The 13288-nt window shown below is 37.7% G+C and carries 11 protein-coding genes; 10 read left to right on the forward strand and 1 reads right to left on the reverse strand.

Features of this window, described 5'->3' with window-relative positions; genetic code table 11:
* The first annotated feature begins 22 nt into the window (after positions 1-22).
* The 8 genes from P9L93_07515 to P9L93_07550 all read left to right on the forward strand — a co-directional run bounded on the left by P9L93_07515 (position 23) and on the right by P9L93_07550 (position 9377).
* Positions 23-1156, forward strand: coding sequence for a glycosyltransferase family 4 protein (locus P9L93_07515; GenBank protein MDP8230929.1), 1134 nt, complete (start codon positions 23-25; stop codon positions 1154-1156).
* The gene (locus P9L93_07520; protein MDP8230930.1) at positions 1153-2115 is read left to right on the forward strand and encodes an MraY family glycosyltransferase; all 963 of its coding nucleotides are present in this window, start codon (positions 1153-1155) and stop codon (positions 2113-2115) included. The genes P9L93_07515 and P9L93_07520 overlap by 4 nt, the downstream gene beginning before the upstream one ends.
* Positions 2116-2118: 3 nt before the next feature.
* Complete coding sequence (locus tag P9L93_07525) at positions 2119-3483, forward strand: FAD-dependent oxidoreductase (protein ID MDP8230931.1); 1365 nt, start codon at positions 2119-2121, stop codon at positions 3481-3483.
* 6 nt (positions 3484-3489) lie between these two features.
* Positions 3490-5295, forward strand: a complete 1806-nt coding sequence (locus tag P9L93_07530) for a carbamoyltransferase (protein MDP8230932.1) — start codon at positions 3490-3492, stop codon at positions 5293-5295.
* A gap of 2 nt (positions 5296-5297) precedes the next feature.
* Positions 5298-6380, forward strand: coding sequence for an SxtJ family membrane protein (locus tag P9L93_07535; protein ID MDP8230933.1), 1083 nt, complete (start codon positions 5298-5300; stop codon positions 6378-6380).
* A 292-nt stretch (positions 6381-6672) separates the two neighbouring features.
* Positions 6673-6855, forward strand: a complete 183-nt coding sequence (locus P9L93_07540; GenBank protein ID MDP8230934.1) for a hypothetical protein — start codon at positions 6673-6675, stop codon at positions 6853-6855.
* Between the two features lie 28 nt (positions 6856-6883).
* A complete protein-coding gene (locus P9L93_07545; protein ID MDP8230935.1) occupies positions 6884-7666 on the forward strand; it encodes a glycerophosphodiester phosphodiesterase family protein in 783 nt (260 codons plus the stop codon).
* 10 nt (positions 7667-7676) lie between these two features.
* Complete coding sequence (locus P9L93_07550; GenBank protein MDP8230936.1) at positions 7677-9377, forward strand: LTA synthase family protein; 1701 nt, start codon at positions 7677-7679, stop codon at positions 9375-9377.
* A gap of 220 nt (positions 9378-9597) precedes the next feature.
* On the opposite strand, the gene P9L93_07555 is transcribed toward P9L93_07550, so the two are convergent.
* Positions 9598-9843, reverse strand: coding sequence for a hypothetical protein (locus P9L93_07555; protein ID MDP8230937.1), 246 nt, complete (start codon positions 9841-9843; stop codon positions 9598-9600).
* Between the two features lie 342 nt (positions 9844-10185).
* Here P9L93_07555 and P9L93_07560 point away from each other — a divergent pair, with 342 nt between their 5' ends.
* Together P9L93_07560 and P9L93_07565 are read left to right on the forward strand one after the other, a co-directional pair.
* Complete coding sequence (locus P9L93_07560; GenBank protein ID MDP8230938.1) at positions 10186-11901, forward strand: ABC transporter ATP-binding protein; 1716 nt, start codon at positions 10186-10188, stop codon at positions 11899-11901.
* 1 nt (position 11902) lies between these two features.
* On the forward strand, positions 11903-13288 hold a 1386-nt coding region (locus tag P9L93_07565), incomplete at its 3' end, for a glycosyltransferase (protein ID MDP8230939.1).

Here is a 13288-nt window from a genome sequence, read left to right on the forward strand (position 1 = left end):
TTTGTTATACTGGCGGACAGATATGCGTGTCTGTCATGTTATAACAAAGCCTGAACTTGGTGGTGCACAGCTTAGCACCTTAAATATTCTCACCAATCTTCCTACAGATAAGTACGACCTATCTATTGTTACATCCCCAAAAGGCATTCTTGCTTCTGAAATCAGAGATATAAAAGGCGTAAAATCCCATTTTATCCCTTCTTTAGTCAGAAATATAAACCCAATAGCTGATATAATTGCTTTTATATCAATATACTTTATATATAGCATCAATAAATATGCCATAGTTCATACACATAGCTCAAAGGCAGGTATTATTGGCCGCTGGGCAGCCAGATTTGCAAAGGTATCTCATATTGTTCACACCGTGCATGGCTGGCCTTTTAATGATTATCAAAACCCTATCCTGAAGAATTTTTATATATCCCTTGAAAGACTGACAGCGAAATTTACAACAAGGATCATCTGTGTTTCAGAGAAGGATCTGGAAACTGGATTAAAGCACAGGATAGCGCCAAGACATAAGTTTGTAGTTATAAAATACGGTATACCGCTCGCTGAAGTCAGAAGATCTTCAGGTAATGGCGCAGAAAAAAGGAAAGAGCTGGGAATACACAATAGCGATCCTATTGTAGGGATGATATCCTGCCTAAAGCCGCAAAAATCACCCCTGGACTACGTAAAGGCATGCATAGAGATATATAAAGAAACGCCAAACATTAATTTTTTATTGATCGGTGATGGTGTGCTGAAAAAAAGATGCAAGGAAATATTGTCTTCTACGCCTTTAAACGGAAGGTTTATCTTTGCTGGCTGGAGAAGGGATATCCCTGAGATCCTGGACATATTAGATGTAGCAGTACTTACGAGTAAATGGGAAGGTATGTCTATCTCTATCATAGAGGCCCTTTGTAAGGGCAAACCTGCTGTTATTACTGATGTAGGAGGGGCAAGAGAACTTGTTAGGGAAGAGGTAAATGGTTTTCTTACGCGTCCTGGATCCCCTAAAGACATAGCTAGAAAAGCATTAACATTATTGAAGAATAAAGAGCAGCTCAGGGAGATGTCAAAAAGGGCGGCTCTTTCCATAGATGATAGTTTTGATCTAAAGAACATGCTTGACGCAGTTGATAGACTTTACAGGAGCTTGGGGTGATAGTTTTTTATATCTTTCTGTGTTCTTTTGTGACCAGCCTTTTATTCATCACTTTATTTATCAAGATAAAGGGGCGAACCAAAAAAATTTCCTGTATAGGCGGAATTGCTATTTATGCATCATTTTTAATAGCAATACTGGCAGCTATATTTTTAAAAGAGCTTGGAGGCTTGAAGGCCTTAGGCCTGATTGTTTCATCTGGCATCATAATGGTGTTAGGCATGATAGATGATTCAAATGAATTAAGGCCTTCTCTAAAGATAATAGGAGAGCTTTTAGGAATAGGCGTATTAGTGGCATTTGGATTTACTACCAGAATAGCCTTTCTGCCAATATGGGCCAATATTTTAATAACAGTCTTCTGGGTATTGTTTATAACCAATGCCTTAAATCTCCTGGACATAATGGATGGCTTGGCCTCTGGCCTTATTGTCATTATTTCTTTGACGTTTCTAAGCGTCGCAGCTATCAACAGGGATCTTTTTTCCACGTTTATTTTAATTGCTTTAATTGGCGCACATTTAGGATTTTTGAAGTACAATTATCCGCCTGCAAAGGTCTATATGGGAGATGCAGGCAGTTTATTTTCAGGATTCTTATTGGCAGCTATAGCTATAAATATAAATTATGCGCCCATGGAAAGGCCAGTGGCACTCTTTGCGCCTATCCTGGCATTGAGTCTCCCGATCTATGATACGATCTTTTTAACAATCATGCGTATTAGAAAAAAAATCCCCATCTTCAGCAAAAGCAATGACCATATTGCCTTAAGATTATTGACTGTGGGATGCAGTGTGCGCAAAAGTTTATGGGTAATGTACTTTTTCGGAATTTTTCTGGCAATATCAGCATTGATAGTAACATTTGGTTCTGCCTCAGCAGGCCTTGTGATGACAATAGTCGTACTTTTAATATTTATATTAGTAAGCACAAGAATAGCTGCGCTAAAAAAGGAGTAGAAAATGAGCCTAGAAAACAAAAAAGATGAAAATGTAATTCTGGGAGCAGGTTTATCAGGGTTGAGTACAGCCTATCACTTGAAGAATGGATATTCTTTATTTGAGAAAGAATCCGAGCCAGGCGGCACAGCAAGGTCTGTGCATAAAGATGGCTATACATTTGATTATGATGGCCATCTCTTGCATTTTAGAAACGAATACACCTTTAGATTGATCTTGGGACTTTTGGACGATAATCTCGCTATGCATAAACGTGACTCATGGGTCTATTCTAAAGGCTGTTATACACGATATCCGTTTCAGGCAAATTTTCATGGGCTACCAGATTCCATAATAAAGGATTGCCTGACTGGACTTATAAATGCGAGGATTAATTCAAGGCATGCAAATGCAGACCTAACAGGAGATTTTGAGACCTGGATAATAAAGACCTTTGGACCCGGCATAGCAGAACATTTTATGCTGCCTTACAATAGAAAATTTTGGACAAAGGACTGTCGCGAGCTGACTTGCGAATGGCTAAATGGTTTTGTGCCTGTGCCAACGCTCGAGGATGCAATATCAGGAGCCTTATCATCCAATCCAAAGGAATATGGCTATAATACAAGGTTCTGGTATCCAGTAAAAGGCGGGATATCTCAACTGGTCAATGCTTTTTTACAAGGCATAAAGGATATATCTCTTGATAAAAAGGCAATTGCCATAGATCAGTATAAGCGCGAGGTTATTTTTAAAGATGGCAGCATAAAAAGATTCAATAGACTGGTTTCTACGATGCCTCTGCCTGAACTTTTAAAGCTTTTCGTAGACCTTCCAGCAGAAGTCAAGCATGCCCTTTCTTTGCTTAAGTGGACTTCTATATTCGTAGTAAATCTAGGCTTTAAGGGCAGCAGTATAACTGACAGGCATTGGGTCTACTATCCTGAAGAAGATTTTATTTTTTATAGGACCGGTTTTCCAACAAATTTTTCTAAGGATGTGGCTCCTCCTAACAGGACATCTGTTTATGCAGAGATATCGCATTCAGACACCAAGAAGATAGACAAGGAAAAGGCGATTACAAGGACCATAATGGGCTTAAGGAGATTAGGGATTATTCGTAATGAGAAGGATATTGAGATCTGCCTGCCAATTGATATGAAATATGGTTATGTGATTTATGATACGAATAGAGACTGGGCGGTCAATATTATAAAAAAATATCTCGAAGGTTTCGGTATACACACCATTGGTCGCTATGGCGGATGGAAATACATGACAATGGAGGACGTGATTCTGGAAGGGAAAGACCTGGCTGATAAGTTGTCTCGAGAACTAGTTGAGACCCAAAGAAATATGCCTACCTTAACAGAGTTAGTAAAGGTCTAAAGATCTATGTCAATATACATTCTAGGCATCTCATGTTTTTATCATGATTCAGCCGCGGCTTTGATCAGGGACGGGGAGATCATTGCTGCTGCTCAAGAGGAGCGCTTTACCCGAAAAAAGCATGATTTTAGCTTTCCTGTGAATGCTGTAGAGTATTGCCTGAGAGAGGCTAAGATCAGATCTAAGGATCTATCTTTTGTTGCATTTTACGATAAGCCGCTTCTGAAATTAGAGAGAATACTTCTTACATATCTTTCCTATGCGCCTACAGGTTTTAAATCCTTTAGTAAGGCCATACCTTTGTGGCTTAAAGAGAGATTATGGATGGGGCCTTTAATAGGAGAAAAACTGGATTACAAGGGCAAGATCTTATTTACAGAACACCATGAATCCCATGCAGCCTCTGCATTTTACCCCTCACCATTTAAAGAAGCCGCAATTCTGACAATGGATGGTGTTGGCGAGTGGGCTACTGCGAGTTTTGGCGTAGGAAAGGGTAATGACCTTGATCTACAGTATGAGGTAAAATTTCCGCATTCTTTAGGGCTTTTATATTCGGCCTTTACTTATTATATGGGATTCAAGGTGAATTCAGCCGAGTATAAGGTAATGGGCCTTGCACCTTATGGTAATCCTAAGTATGTAGATTTGATCTTGAAGGAGCTTATTGACCTGAAAGAAGATGGATCTTTTAAATTAAATATGAAATATTTCAATTACTGCGCTGGTCTTACAATGACGAATAAGAGATTTGATGGATTGTTCGGAGGCCCGCCAAGAAAGCCAGAAACAAAGATCACACAGAGGGAGATGGATCTAGCAAAGTCTATTCAGGTGGCTACTGAAGAGGTGATGCTGAGGGTTGCCAGGCATGTACATAAGGTCACAGGCCAGAAGAATCTTTGTCTTGCAGGCGGAGTTGCCTTGAATTGTGTAGGCAATGGTAGGATTTTAAAACAAGGGCCATTTGAAAGGATCTGGATACAGCCTGCAGCAGGGGATGCAGGAAGCGCGCTTGGCGCGGCATTAAGGATCTGGCATAAGTATCTTGGCAATAGCCGAATCGTCAAAGAGGATAAAGGCGCGCAAAAAGGCTCTTATCTGGGCCCGGAATATAGCGATAGCTATGTCGAAGAATACCTAAAAAAGAACAATATTCCTTACAAGAGGTATACTAAGGAGGATGTGCTCAAGAAGACAGTAGAGGCTATTACAGACGAAAAGGTAATAGGCTGGTTCCAGGGCAGAATGGAATTCGGGCCAAGGGCATTGGGCGCAAGGAGCATAATAGGTGATGCCCGTTCTCTCGAGATGCAGTCTCGCATTAATCTTAAGATAAAATTCAGAGAATCATTCAGGCCATTCGCGCCCACTGTGTTAGCTGAAAAGGCACAAGACTATTTTGATATTAACTGCGAAAGTCCTTACATGCTTTTAGTGGCGCCTGTTAAGCATATTCGGCGACCCAGTAAAGAGCCAGAGGGGTTTGAGAAGCTAAAAATAGTGCGCTCTGAGATTCCTGCTGTTACGCACGTGGATAATTCTGCAAGGGTCCAGACTGTATCAGAAGACAGCGAGAATAAGATGTATTATCAATTATTAAAAGAACTTTATAAGAAAACAGGCTGTCCAGTAATAATAAACACCTCTTTTAATGTAAGGGGAGAACCCATAGTCTGTACGCCAGAAGACGCGTACAGATGCTTTATGCATACTGACATGGACTATCTCGTTATTGGTAATTTTATTCTGGACAAGAAAGAACAGCCAAAAGAAAAACACGAAACGAAACAGTATTTTGAATTAGACTAAATATGCCAAGCACTTTAATTATAATCCCAACCTATAATGAAAAAGAGAACATAGAGGCCCTTATCAATGAAATATTCAAACATGCAAATGAAGTTGATATCCTTATAGTTGATGATAATTCCCCTGATGGCACTGGTCTTATTGCAGACAAAATAGCTAAGCAAGATAATCGCGTATCTGTGCTTCACAGGACATCCTGTAAAGGCAGGGGCTATGCCGGGATAGATGGCTTCAAGGAGGCAATTAAAAGGAAAGACACGCTATATATCATAGAGATGGATGGAGATTTTTCGCATGACCCAAAGTATATCCCGGCATTTTTAAAAGAGATGAGGGATTCCGATGTTGTTATTGGTTCAAGATATGTTAGCGGAGGAAGGGATTGTGATCGTGGGCCAATAAGGGTTTTTCTCTCAAAGTCAGTAAATCTATTCATAAGAAAATACCTTAAACTAAACATAAAAGATTGTACGTCAGGTTACCGGTGCTTCAGAAAGAGTATTTTGGCCTCCTTGGATTTAGACAGACTAATTTCCAAAGAACCATCTATAATAGAAGAGGTTTTATATAAATGCAAATTAAGGAATTGCAGAATTAGGGAAATCCCAATCGCATTTAAAAAGAGGTTATCAGGAAGATCTAAATTGGGAATTTGTAAGTTGATCAAGGTATTTAGGGATATATTGAGGTTTAAAAAGGAGGAAGAAGGCGTGAGTAGAGAGCTAAAGAAATTCGGCTTTAATCTTGGCCTGGGCCTTAACATACTCGGCTGCATCATGTTTTATCGCCACAAGCCGCATTTTATCTGGTTTTCCACTATTGGCTCTCTCGCTCTAATATCAGCTCTTCTTTGCCCCAGGGTATTGACTTTGCTGAAAAAGATCTTAGACGCGATAATTTTTTCATTAGGATGGATAACAGCCAAGCTTACCCTATCCATAGCTTTTTATCTCATATTCACACCCACAGCACTTTTATTAAAACTTTTTGGTAAGGATCTCTTGCATCAAAAAATAAATAGATCTGCTGGCTCATACTGGACAAAGCATAAAAAATCTTTTTTTTCATACGAACGAATGGGGTAAACGGCCCTTTAAATTCACAAGACATGATGAAAGATCATACTAAAAGTAAATCAACGTGGATTAGATTATTAGAATTTTCTATTGTTGCAACAGTTATTCTATTGTTTCTGTCGAAGTTGTTGTTTTGGCTAACCCATGCAATAAATTCAAAGCCCGAATGGCTTGATTACTGGCTTATGTGTTCTATGCTTGAACAACAGGTTACAAGGATACTTGGTTTAAATCCAGGCGGGATATGGGAAAAAAAAAGGGGGGGGGTCTATTATCCTTTCCATACAGTTAGCATGTTGTTTTGCGAAAATTCGGAGCAAGGTACTGGGTTTTGCATATAGAAGACTGGTCTTTAGAAGAGGTTCAATTGTTCAAGAATGCCATCGGTGAGCTAAAGCAAATTGCAGAACTCGACAATGGAAAGACCTTGATTTATGAAGATCCAGACCCAAAAGTATCTGTAACAGAGTACGACGTAAAGTAACGAGATATGTCGAAGGAGCGATAGGCCAATGAAAATATTGAAGATTTTGTTTTTACTTCATGCTCATCTTTATTTTTGTTTTATCTCACAAGTAGCATTTGCAAATGATTCTATCGACACGGCTCTTGAGTTTCCAGAATTTGTTGCTCATGGAGGCGGCATTGTTTATGGTATAGCAGGAAGTAATTCGCTGGAGGCCCTGAATCATAATTACAAAAAAGGGTTTATGTTTTTCGAACTTGATTTTGAATGGACAACTGATGAAGAAATGGTTTTAATCCATGATTGGGATTTTTTTGTAAATGAACTATTTTCTGTAGAGGAAAAACGATATAGTTTGGAAGAGTTTAGAAAATTTAAAATGGTAAAAGATTTAACTCAATTACCCATAGATGATTTGATAATCTGGATGACAAGCCATTCAGATGCTTATGTAGTAACAGATATAAAAAAGGACAATATAAGAGGACTGGAAGAAATTTTTTCCGATTATCCTGCAGTAAGGGATAATTTCATACCGCAAATATACAGTTTTGAGGAATACCAAAAAGTTAAGGATATAGGATTTAAGCATATTATATTGACACTATACGCTTCTGATTATAGCAATGAAGAGGTTATTGATTTTTTGACTAGCAATAAAGTATCTGCGCTTACAATGCGGGATAATAAGGCCACAAAGAGATTTATTAAAGAACTCGACGAGCTTGACATTTTTACTTTTGTTCATACGGTAAATGATATTGATTTAAAAAATGAATTGGCAGAATTAGGCGTGGATGGTTTTTACACAGATTCACTTTCTCCTTAAATCGTATAATATGCGAAATAATCTTAAAAAAGACATATTTTTAGAAAAGATAAGACTTATTTTTTATTCTGCAATTTTTATAACCGTAGTCTTTTTAAATTCCCTAAAAATAGACCTTGTAACCAGTTATATCACTGACAGGGTTTTTTCTATTTCTGCGTCAGGGCTGTATTCTCATAGATTTATACTTTCCTTCATGTTGATATTAGTTGTATTTACGCTATTACTCCGCTTAAAGAGCAGAATCTTTTTGATAATTTTTTATTTGATCCAAAATATATATTTACTGACACATTTTATCTATAATCTTTACTCAGGAAGCTTCTTTCATTTTCGACAGTTTTTTTTACAATTCTCGGAAGGGCTAAATCTTATTTATCATCTCGCGGTCCCATTTAATTTAAAGTGTTTGATTGTATTTATTGACTTACCGATTATTCTTCTTATTTTATTAAAATTTACAAAGTTTTCAGAATTATCGCATAAAAAACACAAACTTTCTGGTTTATTTGTTCTATTAATTTTCGTATTATTGATAGTCAATATAGCCAATCAAATGATCTGTGATATAAAAAGCCCCTATGATGGAGAATACAGGATAATCAAAAAATATGGTTTGCTTTGCAATGATGTAATAGACCTGTCTTTTTATAGAAACGAAGAGGCGCTTATTAAAAAATTTGATTATGGCAAAAGAATGGCTATTCACTCTGAGGAGAAACTTAAAGGTCAACCTCAAAATATAATATGCATTCAGGTTGAGACGTTAGATCCTAATATTATCCATCGGGAATATAAAGATAAATACATTACTCCTTTTCTCCATACACTGTCCAAGCAATGCATTTATTATCCTTACATGGTGAACCTTAATTTTGCAGGTGGTAGTTCAGATGTAGAATTCGCAGTTTTTAATAACGTCGTTCCTTTAGAAAATTTCCCTTCCTTGAAATTGAAGTCCTATAGATATCCTAACTCCATTATCAAACAACTTAATAATCATGGTTTTAATACAAAGGCATTTCATGGGAGTGACGGATGGTTCTACAATAGAGACGTAACTTACCATAAAATGGGCTTTCAGGCATTTTATGACATTGACATAATGGAAGAAGAAAAAAAAGAACATGGATGGGGACTGAGGGACGGAGATCTATTTTCTTTTGTTGAAGGACAAATGCAAAATGAAGATACCCCATTTTTTTACTACATAATTACTATAAACAGCCACCAGCCCTATAGTGATGTTGAGGCGTGGTATTTAAATGAGCATTATAGCGATATTAAGAATAAATGGACAAGAGATTATTTTAATTCTATCTCATACGTAGATAAGGAGTTGGAAGATTTCGTATCATTTATAAAAAGCAGGGTTAAAAATTGCTATATCTTCATTTATGGAGATCATGGGGCATTCATGGCTGAAGAAGACACTACTTTATTTAAGCGGTCTTACGACACAGTCTCTCTTTTCATCATTACACCTGACAATGCTGCTTACGTAGAAAAAAAATCAGTTGCTTCTTTACTTGATATGGGTTTGACTATTTTAAATGCTTCTGGTATAGACTTCGACATATATACATATGGTGATAATTTGTTAGATTACCCCATTAAAGAAAGTACTGTTTTTACAAAAGGTGGTCTGGAAAAAAGAACATCGCAATTCGACGAATTTGAAAAAGAATATAAAAATCTGGACTTACTATGAAAAGCTGGGACAGGAAAATATATTTAATAAGGGAATTGGTGCTTAAGGATTTAAAGATTCGCTATTCAAGGCCATCATTAGGCTTTTTTTGGGCATTTTTATCTCCTGTTTTCATGGTGATGATTTTATACCTTGTTTTTGGTGTAATCTTGAGGGTAAAAATCGAAGGCGTGCCATTTGTCTTGTATTTGATGAGCGGGGTCTTCCCATGGTTATTTTTTCAGGAGTCTATTACCAGATCAGTAACCAGCTTAATGGATAACAGAAATCTTATCAAGGAATCAACTTTTCCGCATTGGCTGATACCGGTTTCTATTGTGGGCGCAAATGCCATAAATTTTTTACCTTCCTTACTTATCTTTATTGCTGCTTCTTTTATTATGATTAAAGACATTTCTGGTTTTATAGCCCTGTTACCTTTTATTTTACTCATCCATGTTGCCTTTACCGCGGGATTGTCAGTCATTGTTTCTCTCGTATACGTAAAGTGGAGAGATTTTAAATATATTTTAGACCCGCTGCTGCTTTTAATGTTCTATTTGACACCAGTATGTTATTCTTTAAGTGTAGTAAAAAATTCTTTCCCCACTTTCTTATTCAAACTGTATATTTATAATCCATTGGTCGGTATTTTAACATTATACAGGATTGTGCTATTAAAAGGATTTGTTAATGCGACGGGATATGCAAAATTATCGTCAGTAGTTATAATCCAGTTTGTTTTTATTATCCTAGTTTTAATAGCAAGTTTGTACCTATACAGGAGAGACAGGAAACATATTAACGATTATTTGTCTTATTGAATAAAATGAATCAAAAAGCAGTTACCTTAAAATCTATTCGGAAAAAATACCCCCTTGTGAAACCATCGCATAAGGGAAGGGATTTTCATGATTTTTGGGCATTAAAAGACATTGATCTTGAAATTGAGAGAGGTCAGACAATAGGTATTATTGGAAGAAACGGCGCAGGGAAAAGCACGCTTTTATATATTATAGCAGGCGTTCTTTCGCCTAGCAAAGGAGATATCCTGGTCAATGGCAGGGCAATGGGATTGTTTAATCTGGGGGTTGGTTTTCAGGATGAACTTAGCGGCAGAGAAAATATCTTTTTAAATGCTACAATCCTGGGGGCTGCGCGCGGAGAAATAGAGAATAAATTAGATTCTATAATAAAATTTTCAGAATTAGGCGAATTTATAAATATGCCTTTGGGGAGCTATTCTCAGGGCATGAGGCTGAGGTTAGGATTTAGTATTATTGCTAATCTGGATTTTGATATACTGGTAGTAGATGAGGTGTTGGCTGTTGGCGATACGCTTTTTCAGAATAAATGCTTCGAGCGATTGATAGATTTTAAGCGTCAAGGAAAGACCCTGATAATTACCACTCAGGGAATGGGGCTTATTGAGCGTTTATGTGATAGAGTAATGCTTTTGGATCACGGACAAACACTATTTACAGGCGGTCCAGCTGAAGCAATCAAGAAATACAATTCTTTATTGAACAGCGAAAGGTTTTTCGTAGGGCCTAACCAGGATGTAAATTTGGTCAAGAATACTAAAAGGTGGGCAGATAATGTATCAGACTGGGGACAGAAATTTGGCGGCAAGGAAGTCATTGTAGAATCAGTAGAATTTATAAGCAGGAACCGCGCTGCCCAAGGCAGAGTTAACACGCTAGAGTCCTTAGCTATAAGAGTATATTATACTGCAAGGGAAAGAGTGAAAGATCTGCATTTTGGCATAGCTATATTTAGAAAGGACGGCGTATATTGTTATGGTCCGAATACTGAATTTGATGGGTACGAGATATCAGAATTGAAGAAGGGTAAGGGTCATTTTGCGTTGTTTTATCACAGTATATTTCTTGCGCCTGGAACATACAGGGTATCTGTAGCTATTTGGGACAAAAAAGAGGTCCTGCCATTCGATCACCATTATGGCTGTTATGAATTGATAGTTACGGGGCGCAATGATCAAGGGTGCGGACTTTTAAATATACCTTTTAAAATCGAAAATTTTAATATCGGCCAAAATCTTGCATCATTTTTTACACGTAGAAAAAATGGACTTAGTGTGAATTTTGATTTACTGAAAGATAGATTTGGGCATCGAGATGAGCACGAAGATGTCAAAATAGATGCAGTAAATTTTTTAGATGCCCAGGGCGACAGGAAAGATATTTTTATAACCAATGAAAGTATCAGGTTTCAAATTTGTTTTAATCGGCAAAGGCTAATTAATAAACGCGGAAGATACTTATGGTTTGGGATCTACAGGGATGACGGGATATATTGTCAAGGTACAACAATGCCTTTTGGAGATCAAAGGATTTTTCAGATCCTTTTTCCGAAATTGGCATTATTGCCAGGGCAATACAGTGTTTCAATAGGCGTATGGGATTCCTTGGAGAAGAGATTTTTGATGCATCATCACGGTGTTTATCCTTTTCAAATGGTATTTGATAAACAAGATCACGGGACAGTATATCTGGAGCACGAATGGATATTAAAGGAGGACTAATATGAAAAAGACATGGCCTTTAGTCAGCATTATCATGGTTAATTACAATGGAAAGCGATACCTCAAAGGATATTTTACCTCATTGCTTAAACTTAGGTATCCAAAAAACAAGATCGAGATCATTATGATCGATAATTGTTCGACCGATGGTTCAGCAGGATTCGTAAGAAGAAATTTTCCAAATGTAAAAGTAATAAAGAACAATGTCAATAATTACGCGCGTGCTAATAATCTAGGAGCTAGAAAGGCAAAAGGGGAGTTCATATCCTTTGTTAATAACGACATAGAAGCTAATAGAGATTGGCTGACAGAACTCGTCAAGGCCATCAGGATGAGACCGCGAGTAGGCGTAGCAGGCGGGAAAATATTATTGAAAGACAACAAGATCCATAGCGCAGGCCATGAAGAGTATCCTGATTTTTACTGGGGAGATCGCGGTTTTAGACAGCAGCATAAAGGTCAGTACAAACGTATGGAAGAAGTTAGCAGCTTATGCGGGGCTGCAATTCTCTTTAGAAAGACCTGTCTTAACGAGATCGGCCCCTTTGATGAAGACTTTGTGATGTATTTGGAAGACATTGACATGTGTTTTAGGTGCGCTAAAAAGAAGTGGAAGATTTTATATGCCCCTAAGGCCATAGCAAGGCATCATTTCAGAGGCAGCAGCAGTGAAGAGTTGGTAAGATATTTTTCAGAGAGGAATAGGTTGCTTTTGGTCGCAAAGCATTTCCCCAAACAATTAGGTAAGGCATTATACGGCAAGGGATATTTTACTGGCGGAGAGAAAAATCTATATGATATCTTACCCCTTATTTTGGCCAAGTTTTTAGAGTGCCATGAAGCGAAACGCGTGGCATCTATTTTACCATCTCTTTTTAAAAATCTAAAGAAAATTTCTAATCTGGAGAAAAGTATTGTATCGGACAGGATTTATGAAGACAAGAATGCTATTAGCCAAAAAGAAACCCTCGCAGATGAACTGATCCGAACTAACGCCCAGCTACGCGAACAAATCCAAAAAGCCTCAAAGGACATTGAATCCAAAGACAAGCTATTACACGAAAAAGAAATAATGTCTTTAGAGATCCACGGACAGATCCAAAAAGCCTCAAAAGACATAGAATCAAGGGATTCTATGCTAGGGGAAAAAGAATCTCTCATGGGAGAGCTTACCCAAGCCAATGCTCAGCTCCACAGCCAGATCCAAAAGATATCAAAGGATGTAGAATCCAAAGACAAGCTATTGCACGAAAAAGAAGTAATGTTTTTGGAGCTACGCGGACAGATCCAGAAAGCCTCAAAAGACATAGAATCAAGGGACTCTATGCTGCGGGGAAAAGAAGAGATGTCTTTAGAGATTCACGCCCAGATCCAGAAAGCCTCAAAG

Source organism: Candidatus Gorgyraea atricola, assembly GCA_030765235.1.
Lineage (GTDB): Bacteria > Omnitrophota > Gorgyraeia > Gorgyraeales > Gorgyraeaceae > Gorgyraea > Gorgyraea atricola.